At 45.2% G+C, this 17,631-nt stretch carries 16 protein-coding genes; 10 read left to right on the top strand and 6 right to left on the bottom strand.

Annotation, left to right across the window (positions count from 1 at the left end; translation table 11 throughout):
- Positions 1 to 45: 45 nt before the first annotated feature.
- Positions 46 to 1,218 carry a hypothetical protein gene (locus AAHA41_RS07735; protein ID WP_136502069.1) on the bottom strand — a complete coding sequence of 391 codons (1,173 nt, stop codon included), beginning with the start codon at positions 1,216 to 1,218 and terminating at the stop codon, positions 46 to 48.
- A gap of 412 nt (positions 1,219 to 1,630) precedes the next feature.
- Between AAHA41_RS07735 and AAHA41_RS07730 the strand changes: the two genes are divergently transcribed.
- Positions 1,631 to 2,170 carry a hypothetical protein gene (locus tag AAHA41_RS07730; protein ID WP_323069322.1) on the top strand — a complete coding sequence of 180 codons (540 nt, stop codon included), beginning with the start codon at positions 1,631 to 1,633 and terminating at the stop codon, positions 2,168 to 2,170.
- A gap of 95 nt (positions 2,171 to 2,265) precedes the next feature.
- On the opposite strand, the gene AAHA41_RS07725 is transcribed toward AAHA41_RS07730, so the two are convergent.
- Genes AAHA41_RS07725 through AAHA41_RS07715 form a run of 3 tightly spaced genes read right to left on the bottom strand, consistent with a single transcriptional unit; the run spans position 2,266 to position 6,065 of the window.
- A complete protein-coding gene (locus AAHA41_RS07725; protein WP_136502067.1) occupies positions 2,266 to 2,544 on the bottom strand; it encodes a hypothetical protein in 279 nt (92 codons plus the stop codon).
- 59 nt (positions 2,545 to 2,603) lie between these two features.
- A complete protein-coding gene (locus tag AAHA41_RS07720; RefSeq protein ID WP_323069323.1) occupies positions 2,604 to 4,139 on the bottom strand; it encodes a hypothetical protein in 1,536 nt (511 codons plus the stop codon).
- 12 nt (positions 4,140 to 4,151) lie between these two features.
- Complete coding sequence (locus tag AAHA41_RS07715; RefSeq protein ID WP_168797161.1) at positions 4,152 to 6,065, bottom strand: ATP-dependent DNA helicase RecQ; 1,914 nt, start codon at positions 6,063 to 6,065, stop codon at positions 4,152 to 4,154.
- Between the two features lie 80 nt (positions 6,066 to 6,145).
- Here AAHA41_RS07715 and AAHA41_RS07710 point away from each other — a divergent pair, with 80 nt between their 5' ends.
- Genes AAHA41_RS07710 through AAHA41_RS07685 form a run of 6 tightly spaced genes read left to right on the top strand, consistent with a single transcriptional unit; the run spans position 6,146 to position 12,747 of the window.
- Complete coding sequence (locus tag AAHA41_RS07710) at positions 6,146 to 6,829, top strand: hypothetical protein (RefSeq protein WP_136502064.1); 684 nt, start codon at positions 6,146 to 6,148, stop codon at positions 6,827 to 6,829.
- Positions 6,826 to 8,826, top strand: coding sequence for an AAA family ATPase (locus AAHA41_RS07705; protein ID WP_323069327.1), 2,001 nt, complete (start codon positions 6,826 to 6,828; stop codon positions 8,824 to 8,826). The genes AAHA41_RS07710 and AAHA41_RS07705 overlap by 4 nt, the downstream gene beginning before the upstream one ends.
- Entirely contained in the window at positions 8,826 to 9,620 is a 795-nt protein-coding gene (locus AAHA41_RS07700) for a hypothetical protein (protein ID WP_323069330.1), read from the top strand. The genes AAHA41_RS07705 and AAHA41_RS07700 overlap by 1 nt, the downstream gene beginning before the upstream one ends.
- A 6-nt stretch (positions 9,621 to 9,626) precedes the next feature.
- Positions 9,627 to 10,760, top strand: coding sequence for a hypothetical protein (locus AAHA41_RS07695; RefSeq protein WP_136502061.1), 1,134 nt, complete (start codon positions 9,627 to 9,629; stop codon positions 10,758 to 10,760).
- A 50-nt stretch (positions 10,761 to 10,810) separates the two neighbouring features.
- On the top strand, positions 10,811 to 11,890 hold the full coding sequence (gene rdgC, locus AAHA41_RS07690) for a recombination-associated protein RdgC (protein WP_168797160.1): 1,080 nt from the start codon (positions 10,811 to 10,813) through the stop codon (positions 11,888 to 11,890).
- A 35-nt stretch (positions 11,891 to 11,925) separates the two neighbouring features.
- A complete protein-coding gene (locus AAHA41_RS07685; RefSeq protein WP_136502059.1) occupies positions 11,926 to 12,747 on the top strand; it encodes a hypothetical protein in 822 nt (273 codons plus the stop codon).
- Between the two features lie 59 nt (positions 12,748 to 12,806).
- On the opposite strand, the gene AAHA41_RS07680 is transcribed toward AAHA41_RS07685, so the two are convergent.
- The gene (locus tag AAHA41_RS07680) at positions 12,807 to 14,567 is read right to left on the bottom strand and encodes a DHH family phosphoesterase (RefSeq protein WP_323069336.1); all 1,761 of its coding nucleotides are present in this window, start codon (positions 14,565 to 14,567) and stop codon (positions 12,807 to 12,809) included.
- A gap of 157 nt (positions 14,568 to 14,724) precedes the next feature.
- Here AAHA41_RS07680 and AAHA41_RS07675 point away from each other — a divergent pair, with 157 nt between their 5' ends.
- Genes AAHA41_RS07675 through AAHA41_RS07665 form a run of 3 tightly spaced genes read left to right on the top strand, consistent with a single transcriptional unit; the run spans position 14,725 to position 16,869 of the window.
- A complete protein-coding gene (locus AAHA41_RS07675; protein ID WP_168797159.1) occupies positions 14,725 to 15,963 on the top strand; it encodes a thioredoxin fold domain-containing protein in 1,239 nt (412 codons plus the stop codon).
- An 11-nt stretch (positions 15,964 to 15,974) separates the two neighbouring features.
- Positions 15,975 to 16,577 carry a hypothetical protein gene (locus AAHA41_RS07670; protein ID WP_136502056.1) on the top strand — a complete coding sequence of 201 codons (603 nt, stop codon included), beginning with the start codon at positions 15,975 to 15,977 and terminating at the stop codon, positions 16,575 to 16,577.
- A complete protein-coding gene (locus tag AAHA41_RS07665; protein ID WP_136502055.1) occupies positions 16,561 to 16,869 on the top strand; it encodes a hypothetical protein in 309 nt (102 codons plus the stop codon). The genes AAHA41_RS07670 and AAHA41_RS07665 overlap by 17 nt, the downstream gene beginning before the upstream one ends.
- Before the next feature lie 72 nt (positions 16,870 to 16,941).
- Here AAHA41_RS07665 and AAHA41_RS07660 read toward each other — a convergent pair whose 3' ends face one another.
- Positions 16,942 to 17,610, bottom strand: a complete 669-nt coding sequence (locus AAHA41_RS07660; RefSeq protein ID WP_136502054.1) for a HEAT repeat domain-containing protein — start codon at positions 17,608 to 17,610, stop codon at positions 16,942 to 16,944.
- Positions 17,611 to 17,631: the final 21 nt, after the last annotated feature.

Below are 17,631 nucleotides of genomic sequence, written 5' to 3'. Positions count from 1 at the left end.
TCCTTACTTCATTGCAAAGCAGTGTTGTTGCTAAATAGATGTGATTTACAGGAACCTTCGTTTAGACCGAAAACCATCATGGCGCTGATTGATGCATTCGGCTGGTGGCGTTTGGTGTGGTGGGACCGCATGAGTGCAGATCTTTCGCTCAAGTTCTGCAGCTTGAATTGCCTGGTAAGCGCTGTGCATGTCATTGCGCAATAGGATGTCCCCAGTCTGGACATTCTGATTGTCTAATACCCAGTTTTGAGAAAGAGAGATGTTTTCACTGAGCCAGTAATCAAGAGGTTTTCGACGGGCTAGTTCTATTGCTCGAGAGCGAACGCCTTGTACCGGGTCGGCACAAAGTAATGAGAGAAGTGTGCTAGGAGGTAAAACCGCATTTTCCAAGAGCCCATATCTGACCCAACTAAATGTATCTTGGGCTAGGGTCTTAAACACCTTAGTTGAGAGTAATGGATTTGAGGCTAATGTAACGCGGACCTCAGCACTCTCATCATGTGATAGGATTTCAGTATGGTGAGCATTCAAATAACGATTGTTTGCAATTGCTTCTCTAACATCGTCGTCAGCATTAACAATCAGAGCATCAATCACTTCGGTTGATAGCGATTCTCGTTCGATCAGCGCCATTAGCACTTTTTGTGATTGGTCTTGAGCTTGAAGGATTAATGTCTCTGTTGGTGTATGTGGATTTTTGGCGACGGCCATCCTAACTGGGACATCAGGATCAGTGGCTAGAACACTAAGAGTTGATCGAGATGTGTTGTGGTTAGCGGCCACAGCAGCTCGCTCCCAATAAAGACCTTTCGATAGTGCGTCAAGTACAGCTATCGGGGCATTTGGATTCTCAGCCACTCTCACTCTGATTGCTTGTGTGCTGTCGCTTGCAAGCTGCTGGAACGTTTCTAAATTAAGGGATTCATTGCTGGCTAGGGAGGAACGGACGTCGGCATGATCAATTAACAGAAGATGCAGGTGTGAGGCGGTGAGAGTTTGGTATCTAGCCAAGCTACTTCTTACATATAGGCAGCTATCGTTTAACAGCATTGCTTTTACGTTTTCAGATAAATTTGTGTTCTCTGCTAGTGCGATGCGTACCATTTCGGTGTGATTGATCAATGCCATCATAATGGCTGGTGGGGTATCACCATCTCTGGCGATCTCGCATAACTTTGAAACCTGGAGGTTTTTCAAATCATCCGGACTTAAATCCATACACTAGGCCCTTTAAATTGAAGTCGGTGTTGTGAGCGCTCGTTGGATATCTGGGGAGCAAGGTTTGCGACAGATGGCCATTTATGCTTAAATGGTATCATAAAAACATTTCGTCAGGTGGTGGTATGTCACACGATTTGGGAATGTGCTGTGGAACTCTTTGTAACAAAGCTGGCAACCTTGCTTACGTCGATCAGCTTGAGAAGCAAACCAGGTTGATGCGCCAAACCTTGATTGCGATACATCGATCTGTTGGTGATGCAGAATTGAAGCTCAAGCCAACAGAGTTACTGCAGCGGATAGAGAATTCGTACCGGATGCAGTCATCCGAGGTTGCTGCTACGACTAGCAATGGTAGCGAGATCTCCACTGTAATCCATCCAACAACACAACTTTCCCTCCGGAGGATGCCATGAATCTCCTAACTGACGCCGATATTCCGGCTGTGATATCGCTGGCCAAGGAACGCGGCTTTAAGGGGTGGGGTGGACATTGTGCAAGCGCCGCGTTGTCTATCAATAGACAGATCTTCAACGGTAAGGGGCAGTACGTTGTGTCCTGTAATCGTGCATTACTGTCTAAAGGGTGTCTTGTGGGCCATGTTGCGGTTCAATTTGAAGGCTACTTCTATGATGCTGATGGAGAGCCGAAAGACTTTGAGGATATAGAGTCCTGGGGGATGCTTGATGAGCATACTGTGGACTTCACAATGTATTTTGATGAAGCGGACCCGTGGAATGAAGAAAAGGCCTTAGATGTCGCCATGTTCACAATACAGGAGGATGTGGTCACTGACTCGTTGGTAATGAATTTTGATATGAGCCATCTCGAAATTAATGTGACTTCAATGGAAGACGCGATCGATGAGTTCCAGCGGAACAAGAGTGAAGATAATCAGCTTGACGGGTGGGCGAGCACTTTCAATTATGGCTCCGCGCGAATGCGATTTTAGTTTCTCAAGCTGGTGGGTTGAACGAAGTTGATTTTAAAGGCCACACTCTAGTGTGGCCTTTAATTGTGACCAAAAATATTGGACATGAGAGCTAGTTATAGTTCTGAATCTGCGTAATCGAAGTCTAATCTTGTAAAGCCAGCATTGATCAGTTCTGCTTCCCTCAAATCTTCGGCTATACGAATAGCAATTAGAGCTTTTGTGTTTTCTTTGTTTTTGTTAGCTGCCGATCTGGCCATGCGGACTAATGTTTCTGGTTTGCTGGCTCTAGAAAAATGGTTGAGCCAGTGTCCATGAGACTGGGTGTCGAAACCAGGTTCCCCTGAGTTTGGGTGACTATTGTGGGTGTTATTTAAACCAATGCTGCTTTGCATATTCACTCCTTCAGTGAGCTATACATAATAGTTGAGGGTTGTTAATGATGATTTTATTCTTAAGGTGCTATTCTTCTGCTTCTGGGTTGGCTGGCGTCATCAGGATTTTGGGGTGGGGTCAGTTTTGTTTTGATTAGTTGATGTGTTGCTGTGCTAACAGTGCCATCAAATATGATTTCTCGTAGCGCCTGTTGAATTTGTTCCTGGAATGGAGAGTCGGGTGTGTTATGTGAGAGAAGAGTCTCCATTGCTTGCTCTAGTTGTTCTGCATTGTGTTTACGTAGTTTGTCCCGCTCAGATTGGTATTCGGTAATCTCACGCTTTTGCTGTAGCGATAGCTCGCCGAAACGTAGCTTGCTGTCAATATATGAGAATGCTTTAGGGTAATGCTGAGCCAAATGTTCTGGGTCGTCTAAGTAGATGGCAATGGATTCGGTTAAACACTCGTTAGGTGTGAACGTGCCATTTGGACCATGGCTAATTACGCCATCCTCTATGGGGCCAAAGCAGCCTAGATCGCTCATATCGAAAGCGAGCTGAATGCCAAAACTATCACTAATGAAGTGGCATAGTTCATGCACAAGAATATGACGCCGAGATTCCTCATCATACTCAAAGAATTTAGGTCCTAACTCAATCACGCTCTTATTAGTCAGCGCAGTAGCTTCATGCTTAAGTTCATGGTTTATGATCACTCCATCAATAATGGATGCATCATCCATAGATGAAGAAACACATTCTTCAATAGGGAGTTTGAGTGCGTGTGCTGGTAGTAAACGTGAGAGATCTGCAATAGTGGGGCGCTTGGTAATAATTCGATCGTAATTTATCAATTCATCGTAATTATTAAAGTTGGCACAAATTGTTGGGTATGAAGAAAATGATAGTTTATCAAGCCCTGATGGAAATATAGCATACCCCAAGTGCTCAAGGTGGTTGAAAGTATCAGAATTAACTCTGTCATTTATTATTACGCCATCGTAACCGAGTTCATTGGCACGATTGAAAAGCTCTACATTATTATAATCATAGCCAAAATCATCCCCAAGGCGGGCGTCATATAGATTAAGTTTGCTGCTCACCTTTGCTTCCAAGATTGAACCTTTTCTTGCTTCGCTGAACGGGATTATTTGGGTGCCTTTGATATAGCCATAAAATGTGTTTTCTGTGGAAAAATCATATTCATAGTGTGCTACCAATAGGTTTATAACATCGTGGTTTGATATTTCCGTTAAACGTCCATCATAAAAGGACATGTATTTAATACAGTGTGGATTGTGTATGTTTTCTGGCAATCTGAATGTGTAACCATGATTGCGGCATAAATGCATTGCTTCAGGAGAGTTTTCTACTCCTGCAATTTGATAAAATGACAATGGATCATGTAAGGCACTTGGGCACTGAGGGTCATAAAGACACATGCGTGACTGTGCTTGATGCCCGATATAGTGCTGTGCAATTGAAGGGGAGCTTGTGAACCACACGCATGGCACGGAGGATGGTCCTCCCTGCCTACTTCCGATAGGGCGATCAAATGTTGACCTGGTTCCATGGTAAAGGGTTGTGCCTTTGTCCAAAACAATGTTGGTGCTCATGTGTCGTATCTCTTACGGAGCCATTCTTCTAATGCTGTGAAGTTCCTGGTGGATGAACTTCCGGAACTGATCTTCTATCTCCTGGTTGCTTAGCCCGTTGAGAGCATTGATTGGCGGCATTTCGATAACTGGGGTTTCTGGTGCGAACTTCTGAATTAGCTCCAGAAGCTCTTTTCCGAACAGCTCAACCTTGCGAGGGGTAATCCCTGAAATGCTTTGAAGTGCGTCGGCAGAACGTGGTTTGAGCTCGACAATTTTTTTGAGGGCAACTTCAGTGAGAATTGAGAATGTAGGCACTTTATGGAGCTTGTGCATTTTGGTGCGAAAGCGGTTTAGCTCTTCCAGCAAAATCTCTTCTGTCTGTGCCTGAGATGGGCTCTTTGGTAGCCCATCCTGAACGAGCGTTAAGCTATGTTGCTTGCGTAAGCAGCTTGAGCAAGTTTTGCAATCTTGGGCACTTGCTTCGCCATAGTAGCTGGTAAGGAAGTTCGCCTTGCACTCAGGGGTTACTGCGTACTGATAGACCGTATCGAGTAGTTGGTTGGCATGAGCGCGTTGGTGATCAATTTGTACGTAATTGGGTCGACGTGATATGTCTGCGATTGCATACAATTTTGCTTCGTAGTTGAACTCAAGGAAGCCAGCCTCGACTAATCCATCAAGCATGGATTGGATTGTTTGTCGGCTTGCTTTGTCACCCTTGTCATTGTTACCAAGGATTTTTGACATTTGCTCAAGGTCGACAGGGATTGGTGTGTTGCCATTGCTTTGGTAGTAATGAGCAAACATGCGGATGAAGCGCTCGAACTCATCGGAAGTTGGGTGACTACTGTTGATCATCGCGCGACGTATGCGCATGTCTTCATAAGAGAACAGAAGGCTCGCGCTTGACTGTAGTCCGTCACGACCAGCTCGACCTGACTCTTGGTGATAGTCATCTACAGAAGAGGGTAGGGCGTAATGTATTACATGTCGGACATCTGCTTTATCAATCCCCATGCCAAAGGCACCGGTCGCAACCATTACGGTAGTGTCGCCATTCATCCAGGCCTGTTGTTGCTGGTTCCTTTCCCCTGCCTGCATGCTGCCGTGATAGGTTGAAACTTTGTATTGGCACATCCGTAGCCTGTTGGCCACATCCCTGATTTGAGCGACGGTTGCGCAATATATGATGGTTGAACCGCTGACGGCGCGGTCTTTGTTCATGATCTCGACAAGCTTGTCTAGCTTCTGCTTGTCATTGTCGATGGTATGGCAGTTGTAAACCAAGTTCTCACGTTTCGCCGACTGCAGATGCAGCGCAGGGGTACGGCCAGAAAACAATATTTTTATTAAGTCCTCACGGACCTTTTCGCTGGCCGTGGCTGAGAAGGCTGAAATAGGCACATGGACCGCTGTCTTGCTGTGCTTATTCAAGTACGAGATCAAGCCGTTGATAGAGTGAATAGCTTGTAGGTAAGCAGGTCTAAAATCGTGCCCCCAGTTTGAGACGCAGTGTGCCTCATCAAACACAAAACGGTTTATCGGTGTCGTTTTGCTCACGTTAGCCAGTTTCGCTAGGAACTCAGGTTTGCAGAGTCGCTCTGGTGTTACAAATAGGATTGGCAGCTGCCCTTTACTAGCGAGGTTCATGATGTTGTTTTGGGCTGACAAATTTGTCGTCCCATTAATTGCGGCTGCGTTTATGCCTATCGCAAGAAGCTTTTGCACTTGATCTGACATCAAGGCTATGAGTGGGCTGATTACAACTGTGAGTTGGTTAGGGTAAGCCAGGGCCGGTAACTGAAAACATAGAGACTTACCAGACCCAGTAGGCAGGATGGCCATGAGGTCTTTGCCCAAAAGCACGTCATCAATGATCTCTTTCTGTTTCGGGCGAAATTGAGATAACCCAAATCTGGTTTGAAGAATGTGATGCGGTTCCATGACGTTGATTCCCATTGCCTGAATGTTTTAATACTACTATATTTGCAATATACGCGAAACCAATACTGAAGGAAACGGTCATGGCCGATCATCAAGACATATCTGAGAGCCTTTTGGATTTAACAAGAAAGGAGGCTGCTTGGCGTGATCGCGTTAGTCGCAGTGAGGCATTGCTCCAAGATCGCAGGAAGCAGCACGAAGAGGCATCGAATAAAGCCATGGAGCTTTTTGGCACTAAGGACCCTGATGAGCTGCGAGCTATCGCTAAACAACGAGAGCAAGACCTTCACTCGATGATCACAATGTACGATAAGAGCATCACAGTTCTTGATAGCGTACTTGCGTCGTTATCTGCAGGGAAAAAAATTCCACAAGGTGTTTTGGAGGCGCTGCAAAGTCTACACACGGAGAGTGTTCATAACGGCGCAGGGGAACGTGAAGTTATGGCTGAAAGCATGTCAGCAGAGCCACAGGCGCTTCAGGGAGAATCAGACAGTAAGAAATCAAGTCGTTCGGATGACGAAGCATTAGAAGTGGCTCAATCCGTTTCTGCTACGGTAAATAATGAAACAGAATCGGCTGCTACACCTCTAATTGTTGATGCGGCTCCAACTTCTATGGCTCCAAGCACCTTACGCCAACAGCGGCCACAACGATTGATTCATACAAACAATGTTTCTGGCATTGACGATCGTCCTTCGGTCACCAATTCAAACGAATCCGGTCAGGGTCAGGCCGTAAATCGTCGGAAGATGAAAATATGATTGAAGATGCCCGGATCCCTCAGGTAGAAGGTTATGTCAGTGCGCTGGTGGACATGAAATCGCAACTGCTGATTGAGGATGAGGAACTCAAGGAAAGGCAGGCGATGCATGAGCCTATGACGGTTCTGATGGAACATCTTTCTGACAAAGTTGTGTCGCAGTCCAAGGGGATTTACTCTGAGCTGCTAACTGCGATAGTGCTGGATGTTATGGATGACAAAGATCAGCAAATTGAATTAGACGCCACTATGTCAGCCAAAAGCCGCCCAGAAGTGGTGATCAGCTCTATTAAAAAGGGAGTTAAAGAAGACATTGTCAGAGATCGTGGCGGCTCAATAAATAATCTGGTTAGCGCAGGCTTAAGAATCATTGCATTGGCGTTATCAGGCAATCGGAGATTTGTCATACTCGATGAAGCTGATTGTTGGTTGCGGGGGGACTTAGTTCCGAAATTTTCAGAAGTTCTTGGTCGCCTTTCAACGGAAATGGGGATTCAGTGTATTTACATTTCGCATCATGATCCTGATATTTTTAGAGCTCACGGCGATGTAGTCGATTTGTTTAAAAATGGTGGTTCTATATCATATAGGTTATTACCATCACATAATAAAAATGAACCTGAAGTCGTTCATCATCGTCTCAATGGCGATCTTATTGACTCGCACATAGCATCAATCTCTCTTGACAACATTGCAAACTTCAAAAATTTTCATTTGCCAATTGGTCCAGGGCTTACCGTCCTTGCAGGTGAAAATGATCTTGGTAAGTCCACAATTGTTCAAGCGATTGAAGCACTAATTACCGGGAATAATAGCAGTCATCTTATAACTCACGGAGAAAGTATTGGTCATGTTAGTGTCGGCCTAGAAGGCGGGCATCAATTATCGTTTGCGCTAACAGCTCGCAAGGGGGGTAAGCCGCTCTATACGCTTTCTGATATAGATTCCAATGTGGTTAAAACTGAAGAAATCAAGCGAACGGATAGCGCACCTGATTGGGTTCAATCAATCTTGGCTATGCCACTGACTGGAGGGTTGAATCTCCATGTCGGAAGCCAGAAGGATCCGCTTTTCATACTTAACCCAGCATACAGTCCGCAGAAGAGAGCTGAGTTGATAGATTTGGGTGAGAGTTACTATCAATTCTCATTGTTGTCTGAGCAATTTGCTCGAGATCAGCGTGATTGCAAACAACGTCGGGGCCAAATTGCTAAAGAGCTAGATAAGTTGAATGACAAACTGGAATTGTATCGGCCAATTGATATGGCTAAAAATCTTGCTGAAAAGCTTTCAGCTATTGCACAGGGGAAGTTGAAGGCGCAACAGGACGTTGCCTCGATAAATGCATTTGTCGAGGAGATTGAAATAGGTGTAGACCTAATTGATGAAATTGAAGCAATTGATAGGTTATTGAGCGATCGTCATCGCGACTCAGATTCAATATTAACACTTCATGAATTGTCTGAGTTAATTGATGCTGACTTAGAAGATGAGCTACTGAATGCAATCTGTTTGCATAAAATGAGACAACCTGAAGGCTCGAGTGCGGAGTTGTTAAAATCAGCAACTCAAATTGGAGAGTTGCGGCGTTATGCCGCTGCGCTGGAGCCAGATTTCGCTCAAGAAGATGTACTACATCTATTGGTGGACAAGGCAGCCGTGCTGGCCAGTCAGATTTGTGGTCTCGGTTCGATTGAAAAAGAGGTTCGTGATGTTTTGATGATGGCGAATCTGCTTGAAGATGGTGAGATCTACAAAAAACTTCATACTCAAATAAAAGAGCTTAGTAATTCTTCGGGAGCGATGTATCAAAATGATCCATTGGCAGTTGCCACCAACCTTGTAGCGTTAACTGCCGAAATTGAGGAGTACAGGACAGGTCTTGTTCAAGATCATCATGAGCTGGAGCATTTATCTGAGCATAAAGCTGCTTTGCTTGATGAGAATGATGGTGTCTGCCCGGTTTGTCAAACTATGGCATTAGGGAGAGTATTTTAATGAGCAAGATTTTGGTTGCAGCCAATTTGTTGGTTAGTAGTGAGACTCCTCCTCATCGTATGGATCATGATTATTTCTCATCATCAATTCAGTCTCTAACTGATTTTTTAGATGCCGCCAAACGGTTAGGTGCGATACCAGTAATGGTTGGCCGGGCTTTTGAAAAATTGAAAGTTAATGATGCCATTCAGGTGGCGATATTGCTGGCGAGACAGAGTCTGCCAGTTGTTGTTTGCGCGGAAAAATCGAACAGGGTCCTCGATACCTTGTCAGACTTTGCAGCCATCAAGATGCTAGGTGAAAAGGCTATGGTTTATAATGATGACCTAGTGTTTACATCTGATGATGCCAATATTTCACAGCTTGGTCTGTTAGACCCAATTGTGGTAGGAGTCGGAAGCGCACCGTGTAATATCCACCTCTGTTGGGGGGGGGCGTCCTATGTCCCCCTAAGAGACGACATCCAAAGATCTATCGCTCTCCCATATTCGATGCGTTGGTTGCCTGGGCAAGAAAATTCGCCAGCATTCGGTTTGCTCGACCTTGATAGTGGAGATTTCTCTCCTGTCTCGGCAAGTTACGATCATGAGGATATGCTTCGTGTAGATGTAGTACCATTGGTTGAGGTGCAGCCAAATGGGATGAACTCGGAATTTATCAACAGACTTAAGAGTCAGTTCGGTGATGAGCAGAAGCCCCAGGTTGATTTAATGCATGCCATAGATGAAGTTGTTGAAGAGCAGCGATTACCATCCAGTGTCGCTAACTATGCGAAAACACTGTTGATGAGGTGAGAGACCTTGTACCAAAAGCGAGCGATAGCTGATGCCGATGTTCCACGCTTCAATGTCAGTGATGACGCATTGCGCAAAAGTATAATTGAACACATTGAGAACAATAAGAGTCTTGATTCTATACCTGAGGGAGTTACTCCTTCTAGAATGCTCTCACTATCCCTTCAAGATTTACATCTGCCAATACACAATCAGATAGCGGATGATGACTATGTCCACCATAGTCATAAAATCCAGAAAGAGCTATTGCCTGTATTGCGTAAGTTAAGGGGGGGGCGGCTTGATCTTACAAATACCGAGACAGTTGAGCATCTTGGATATCGAGATAGCGGCATAGTCCATCCTCAAGAAAGCGTAGTTGAAAGTATTGCGATCTCATTGGCAAGCAATTCTGCTGTCCGCAAAAATATTGCAGCAAGACAGGGCGAGGTGATTGGCTTGCTTGAGAAGTACATGATTGAAGAAAATTGGTCAACAAATGACTTGTGTTATCAATCACGTAGAGATGAGCTGCTGATTCATAATGATCCATTACAAACCATCTATGAGCTACTTCAGCTAGCTCCTGAACCCCTGTTGCGCGACAACACTCCCCTTAGCGAATTGCTTGTGACACTGCATCGGAATGAGGAGCCTCGTATTTCCTCATTGGGTAATGCAGAAGATTCATTTAGGTTTCCACACTCATTTTGCCTATCTGGCGTAAATCTACTCAATGGAAATATCAATTGGGCTGTAAGGCACTTCAATGATCATGTCGGTAAAGCTCATTCATCTACCTTTGGTGATGCCTTCCTGACCGGGTTAAGCAAGCTTAGTGATGCTGGAGTGGTGGATTGGTATGTTGAACACATTCAGTTGGCAGCTAAAGTTGGCATGATTGCAAATACAACTCTAGTAACTGTTACGCCTGGAATTTTAGCAAAGGTCAATAATTTAGACGTCCTTACTGATGTTCAATGCCCTGGTGTCAGTTTTTTTACACTCGGCGATATACTTTTAAGTACCCATATAAACATATATCAATGTATTATGTCTGGTGAGCTTGAGCGGCGAGTTGCGTGCGAGATTGACGCTCAACACGACTCCACGATGACAAATGCCGCTATGGTGACCCCAAGAAAAGGCTTGCGCTTGTAAAGAGGGTTATCACAAACCAATCAGATAAGTAAGGAGTAAATGAGATGGGGATGAAAAGTGCGCTTATATCCACGTTCACACTTTGCCGAGTGAGTAATGTTCCGCCACACGACAAATTGGCCATTGCGTTAAGTAAGGCAGAGTTTAGTCCTTGTTTGGCAACTCAACTAGGACCAGTTTATGGCTGGGCCCCAGCTTTGCATGAAGAAGCCGATGAGCTAGTGCATTACCAAGATGGTTGTTTGTTGATTTGTCTCCAAAGTGAGAAAAAATCTTGCCCTTCAAGTTATTTAAAGGCCGCTGAAAAGCGCGAGCTGGCGGCCATGAAGGAGAAAGGTCTGGAAATCACAAAGGAGGCAAAATCTGCTGTCAAAGACCGTGTTAACACAGAGGCTGCAAAGTCCGCATTCCCTGTGAGCTCTCGGACCTTGGTCTGGATCGATACAAAAGCCAACCTTATGCTCGTAGGCTCAACAAATGAGAAGGTTGTGAAGAAAGTGCTCGATATGTTTGGGGTGGCGGCACCATCAGCATCTGTGAGCTTTTTGTCTGCAGATGAACGTCAAGTCTCGAATTTGATGACTGAATGGATCCAGTACGACCGGCTCCCCATGACCATGTCATTTGATGAATCGAATGAGAGCTGTTTTCGCAGCCGTACTGGTTTTTGTCCCCAAGCCAAGTTCAAACATGAATCTCTCAGGTCTGAAGCAGTAAAAAATGTCCTTCAAGATCAAGAGAAAAAGGCGGTGATGTTGCCGCTTCTGTGGGAGGAGAAAATAGCTTTTCGGATTAACGATAAACTTCAAATTAGCGCTATCAAATTTGATGTTGACACTAAAGAGCAAGAGTCAGACCTGGGTAGCACATCTAATAAGACTGGAGCTGAGGCTGATCCACGTGGGCCAAGTAAGGCGCTTCTGATGTCGGCTGCAAACTATGTCATTTTTACAGGTATGATGAAGATGTTCCTGCCTGATCTTATTAAGGCACTGGGTTCTGTTGTTACAGAAGAGAGTGCGCAAGAGCGGTATGCTGAGCAAGCCCGCAAAGAGGCCGAGAAAAAGTCAGGTAAAGGTAAAAGTGGTGGCGCGGCGGAACCCGCACCTGGACCGGCTACGGCAGACTAACTTGGATGCAAACTAACAAGAGTCGGGGACGCTAGATGGCGAAAATCTCTATCTTTGAAGATGGGGTGGCGTTAATGGACGCCACCTCGCTGCGTCAATTCAGTGCCTTCGAGTTGTATCCATGGACAAAAGGGACTGCAGCTGGCTTTGAGCGTTTGGTGCTACGAATGCTTGAGTCGCGGGATACGATAGCTCCAGGTCGATTCACGGATGATCTAGACGATGGCAGTCTAGATAATTCGGCCTGTTCATTCGAAGATCATGCTCGTCGTGTCGCCTGGTTTGTTCTTCATGGTCATGAACAGTTTCATTGTTGCGCATGTCTGCACCCCCAAACTCAAGTGAATCAACCTGTGGCTATCTATCCTCAGGACGGTAACCATAGATTGGCTGCAGCAGTTATTTCAAGCAGGCCGATCATCGTAAATTTTAGTTACGGTTCAATTGGGGACGTGGAGAGACTTGACGGTTTTATTCAGTGGGAGTCGAAACCGACCCCGGCACTGAGATTTGGCAGATCTACCATTTCGAATGAGAAACAGTGTTGGGAAGTAAGGTTTGATGAGTTTACTAAGCGAATGTATGTCAATGACATATATGGTCGTTGTCGTGTAAAACTGCAGTTGTCGTTCGGCAGCTCGATGATCCTATGGGATGATTGGAAGAACTCTTTGGAGCAGGAGACTTCGCTGATGTTAAGGGGGGCACAGTTGACACCTCAGTCGGTGATGGAATTGCTAAGCACTAGAGTGAGCACGATATTTTCTGAGGGCGATTTTCATACGTGGTTTGAACGGGTAGTCATGAAACATTTCAAGGTGAAGGCTGAGCCATTGAACCCTATGACTCTTTCTTAATGGTTGATATTCAGTAGGGCAACGCGAGTTAGCATGCGCGTTGCTTTTTTATCGTGATATTACTCACCCACGCTTTTAATTATTAATTGTAAGCTGCTTGAATTATTGAACCTATTTTCTGATAGCTCATAATTCATGATATATGTACGATCCTGAACTACAGGAATTACATCATCCTCAGTAGATAGAGCTGAGAACCAAATTCCAGCGTATTGAATGCCATGCTTATCTTGGATAATCAGTTTGAGATGGTTCTTTTTTGTTTTACCAACCGGGACGGATTGTATGATTTTGAAGCGAGATGTGAATATAGGGCTTTCAAATTCACGACCAAAAGGGCTCAGTTGAGAGATCTCGTAATAGCTGCTTAAAGATATTGGCCCGAGTTGTGTTATATCACCGTCGCTAATGACTGTTTGCTCGAGCTTGTCATTACCTAGCTGGTGCCTGACGGCGGAATCAAATAATTGCTTAAACTCTCCCAGTTTGGACGCATAGATGTGTGCGCCGCATGAAGCTTTGTGCCCACCATAACGGTTAAAAATGGAGGGGTCTCGATCATCTATGTATTGGAGAGCATCTCGGAGATTGATGCGGGCTACGGTGCGACCGCTGGCTGATAGTAGGCCATCCCGTGATGGTGAAAACACAAATGAAGGCTTCCCTGTTTGTTCAACGATACGGCTTGCAACAATGCCTTGTACTCCAGGGTGGAAACTTGGGTCATATGCGACAATAGATACGCAGTCAGGATCTTGTACCATGCAGTCCGAAATAAGTTTTTTGCAAACTAGGGTCATTTCGGATTCTTTTTCTTTACGATCTTCATTGGCTTTGGTCAGTTGTGCGTAATAGAACTCTGCTTCTTCAATATTACACGCCATCAAAAAATCAATACCGAGGTATGGACTATTCATTCTGCTACATGCATTGATACGAGGTCCGATTTGAAATCCGAGGGTCCCCTCATCAATAGAGGTTTGTTTATCTTGCTGGGCCAATTGGACTGCATGCCAGCATGGCCTGATGCCTGAGTTAATCATTTTCAACCCATGTCTGACAAATAGTCGATTTGTTTGGCTTGCAATGGATACGCAGTCTGCCACAGTGCCAAGTGCCACGAAATCCCATAATGATGTTGGGTTATGAAGGTCGGTCCATTTTTTCTTATATGAATAATCATATGCTGCCCACATAACCAACCAGGCCGTTGCTACTCCAGCAATAGACTTATCCTGATATTGGCAACCTTTTTGCCAAGGATTTACTACAGTTAGTGCGGAGCAAGGGACTCCTGATTTTGGTATGGCATGATGATCAGTCACAATGACCGAAATCCCATGCTTAGCCAGCAATTGGATCCGTTCTTCGTCAGATGAACCACAGTCCGCTGTGATAATTAACTCCGGTCTCTCGGGCTGAGGGATTGCAAGAATTTTCCCCGCCAAGCTATCACTGATGCCATAGGAATCGTGGATGCGATGGCCAACAAGGATGTATAAGAGGTCTGGAGGATAATGCATCATGTCACATAAGGCGTGCTGCATCATTGCGTTTGAGGTAATCCCATCTACGTCATAGTCTGTTAGCAACCCTATGCGTTTGCGGGATCTGACTGCTTCCGCGATCACTTCACCTGCATATGTTGCATTTAAGAGCTGTGAGTACGGCTCGATTGCCGACAAATCATTTGAGGCCATTTCTTTGGCAATTAATGGATTGTCAATTCTATTGGCTATTATGGTCGCCTGCACTGGCGTGTAGTTTGCAGTTAAGCAAGCTTTGAAAGACAATTCGTTGCGCGACCTATAGATGTTCATTGATGCAATTCCAAGTGGTATTGGATGGATTGTAATTGCACGATTGGCAATTGGCAACTATTGTCGTGAGGTTGTTTTGTGACATTTAATTGAAAACGCTTGCGGTTGTAGGTATATTGTTTTTATGCACCCTACAAACCATTGTCGAAGATTAACTATGCAAAAAGATAACCGCGCGCTGGCTGGAAAGCCAATCAAGACAACGATTATACAACCTATTGCAGATTTGGTCAGGCGGACCGGCGGAGGAGTTGACATCGAGGATGCGCTGACAAAAGCCCTTAGACGACATGGTAAATTGCAATATCTGCAATCGAGGTTGTTAACTCCGATTGGGATGTGGTCGATGATGGCCTTTGCTACATCTTTTGGAGTGGCCTTAACGTTAGCCGCCAATGCGTTTGCAACTGGAGGGAGCCTTTCTGATCAAGTTGAGCGGGGAAAAGAGAAGGCACCCATTCTTTCTAGCCAGGAGTCTGCTGGATTCCCGGTTGACGGAGCTACAGCAATTAAAAACGAACTGCTGGCTCGATTTGCCATCCCTGCCTCAGCAAAAATTACGGTAAAGCAACTGGAGAACACCGGTTTGTATGCGGTAACTATTGATAACAAGAGCTTTGGTGTCGATTCCAGTGGTCGGTTTATCATCCCACTCAAATGGATGGTGCCGATGGAAAAAGGCATGAGCATGCTTGGCATCGAGAGCAAAAACAATGTTGGGGGAAATCTATCCATCACAACCGAAACTGCTTCAAGTGATAATAAGTCGCGTCCTGCAGCAGTCGTTGATGAATCTGTTATTCCCAAGGAGCTAATCCTTGCGTCAAAACCGTTGAGTGAAAATACTCAGCCTGCAGTGGCATTCAGTCCAGTTTCAAATTCCGATAAAGTGCCTGTTCCAGCGATATCTGAAAGCAAAACATCGACTGCTGATAAAGAGACCTTGGAGACGGTTGCTACTGTTGTTGAAGTTCTTTCCCCATACGGCATTCACTATCAAGCCAAGGTGGCAAAAAAAGGTGCGTTGGTTGTTTTATTTGATGCGAAATGCCCTTACTGCCTAAAGTTTTACAATCAAATCCCCGCACTTCAAAATGCGGGGATCGATGTGAAGCTCGTTAACATGCCAATAAAATCAGGTGCTAATGATATGTTCCAGAGAGCATTTTGCTCTAAGGATCCATTGACTGCTATAGATAATGAAATCAAGGGTTTTGCTGAAAAATTTGATTGGAAGAAAGTGCCAAATTGTGTGGAAACAGAAAAGTTCACCCAAGTTGTAACCAAATATGTGAAAGTGCCGGGCACACCATACTTTTTCATTCCAAATGAAGGGATGGGGGGGATGGGAGCGGCAAGGACATATTTGAATACTCTGGGTGTTACTCTCAATTGAGGCAGTACACGATGAGTGAAAACCAATGCGCTGTTGCCGTGCTGGATAGCCAATTCTATCCGCGCGTAGGCGAGTTATGGTCTTGTGAAGGCAAAACTGCCGTGGTTGCGGGTAATTTTGCCGAGGAGGGCCGAACGCTATGGGTTATGGACTGGGAGACTGGTGAACGTGGGGATGCACCTCTGGCAAGCCTGTTGTTGCGAGCGGATCGCTACTCAGTCGATTACGAGGTTCTTGTCGAGCGTTATGCTGCATGGGCGCGAGAGGGTAATGCAAATGCAATGTGGTTTTTGGCGTGGTGGTATGAAGTCATAAATCATCGACGTTCAACTTGGTATTATGTGGCAGCATTGCGGGCGGCACCTGATCAACATAAGTGGGCATACAGTCGCATCGTTGCTGATGCTCATTCGCCAGGGAGGCGTATTTGTAATGGTGATGGATCTGTCACCGTCTACCCTGAACCAGAGCTCGATTTTTTGGCGAAAATTCCGGAGATGAAGGAGGCCAAGTTATATTGTGGCCAGTGGGCTGAAGCTGTGTTTGAAGCCGAATCCGCACCTAATATTGCCCCTCTTTTAGTGGAGGGTATGAATAATGTCGGTGTGGTTTAAGCAGGTAACTGCTGTTCAGTTCAATCAGCTTGATACCTGGTTCTGGTGGCGTGAGTATGGGACTTGTTTATGGTTGCATATCTGGCGTGTGTTTCGTGATGTGTTTAATGAATGGTATGACATCCGCAACTGGTTTATGTTGCTCATGTTGCCGCTTGCGGTGGTTTTATCCCCTCTCAGCATGCTGAATTCTATGCACCAAGCCAAGAAGGATAGAGAGAGGTTCGGTTTAACATTACACAATCAACGTAACATCGAATGGCTAAAATCTAAGCAACCTAAAGATAAATAGTGACCTCCTTCATTTATGCCGCCAGTGGCGGCATTTGTTTGACAGAAGAACGGTACTTTCTACCCCGCAGGATTACATTCGGAATCGCTTTGTCGTTGATAAATGCTGGGTTGGGTGCGGTAATTTAGCTTGAAGCTCGAGAGACTGAATCCTTTGGTATAGGGCAAGCATTCCTTCACTAAGCAATCTATTCCCCAATACCTCCCCCTGATGCCCATTGCCGACTCTGGCTGATAAAGATAGGCCCGTGGATATAGCATTTCTGATTGATTCATCAGTGACGCCACTGTCATTTGCACATGCTTGAGCTGAAATTCGAACTTGTGGAATTGGATCATGCAATGCTATTTCAATAAGACGGAGAAATGGAAGGTTTTCATGCTGAACGGCCATGTCTCTGACCCCTGGGTTTTGATCCTCACTGAGTGACAACAAGATATCAATGGGGCATTTTTCATTATTAGCGACCATGGCTCTGACATACTTTGAATGATTATTTGATAGATCGTCTAAGCAGGCTGGAGGTGTTCTGGAATTGGAGGCAACAGCGGCCCTTACGTCCTCATTTGGATCATTGGCAAGTCGCCATAATACATCGGTAGGTATATCTTTATGTATTGCGGTAAGGCGTCTCACATCAGGATTGACATCGAAGCTCAAAGCTATCAGCTGCTCACAAGTAGTGTAGTCATCACTCGCCAATCGTTCTTTTTCATCATCATTTAGCGTGTCAATGCTCATTCTGGATCCTTAATGTCGCAC

This window comes from Aeromonas sp. SER (assembly GCF_038739615.1).
In the GTDB taxonomy this organism is placed as follows: Bacteria; Pseudomonadota; Gammaproteobacteria; order Enterobacterales; family Aeromonadaceae; genus Aeromonas; species Aeromonas jandaei.
The sequence above is the reverse complement of the archived record's forward strand: the minus strand, read 5'-3'. Positions and strand labels throughout refer to the sequence as shown.

Bases quoted from the DNA above. Each gene is read 5' to 3' on its own strand.
- AAHA41_RS07660 (WP_136502054.1), bottom strand. From the start codon at position 17,610: ATGAGCATTGACACGCTAAATGATGATGAAAAAGAACGATTGGCGAGT.
- AAHA41_RS07680 (WP_323069336.1), bottom strand. From the start codon at position 14,567: ATGAACATCTATAGGTCGCGCAACGAATTGTCTTTCAAAGCTTGCTTA.
- AAHA41_RS07705 (WP_323069327.1), top strand. From the start codon at position 6,826: ATGATTGAAGATGCCCGGATCCCTCAGGTAGAAGGTTATGTCAGTGCG.
- AAHA41_RS07665 (WP_136502055.1), top strand. From the start codon at position 16,561: ATGTCGGTGTGGTTTAAGCAGGTAACTGCTGTTCAGTTCAATCAGCTT.
- AAHA41_RS07735 (WP_136502069.1), bottom strand. From the start codon at position 1,218: ATGGATTTAAGTCCGGATGATTTGAAAAACCTCCAGGTTTCAAAGTTA.
- AAHA41_RS07730 (WP_323069322.1), top strand. From the start codon at position 1,631: ATGAATCTCCTAACTGACGCCGATATTCCGGCTGTGATATCGCTGGCC.
- AAHA41_RS07685 (WP_136502059.1), top strand. From the start codon at position 11,926: ATGGCGAAAATCTCTATCTTTGAAGATGGGGTGGCGTTAATGGACGCC.
- AAHA41_RS07710 (WP_136502064.1), top strand. From the start codon at position 6,146: ATGGCCGATCATCAAGACATATCTGAGAGCCTTTTGGATTTAACAAGA.
- AAHA41_RS07720 (WP_323069323.1), bottom strand. From the start codon at position 4,139: ATGAGCACCAACATTGTTTTGGACAAAGGCACAACCCTTTACCATGGA.
- AAHA41_RS07715 (WP_168797161.1), bottom strand. From the start codon at position 6,065: ATGGAACCGCATCACATTCTTCAAACCAGATTTGGGTTATCTCAATTT.
- AAHA41_RS07725 (WP_136502067.1), bottom strand. From the start codon at position 2,544: ATGCAAAGCAGCATTGGTTTAAATAACACCCACAATAGTCACCCAAAC.
- rdgC (WP_168797160.1), top strand. From the start codon at position 10,811: ATGAAAAGTGCGCTTATATCCACGTTCACACTTTGCCGAGTGAGTAAT.
- AAHA41_RS07675 (WP_168797159.1), top strand. From the start codon at position 14,725: ATGCAAAAAGATAACCGCGCGCTGGCTGGAAAGCCAATCAAGACAACG.
- AAHA41_RS07700 (WP_323069330.1), top strand. From the start codon at position 8,826: ATGAGCAAGATTTTGGTTGCAGCCAATTTGTTGGTTAGTAGTGAGACT.
- AAHA41_RS07670 (WP_136502056.1), top strand. From the start codon at position 15,975: ATGAGTGAAAACCAATGCGCTGTTGCCGTGCTGGATAGCCAATTCTAT.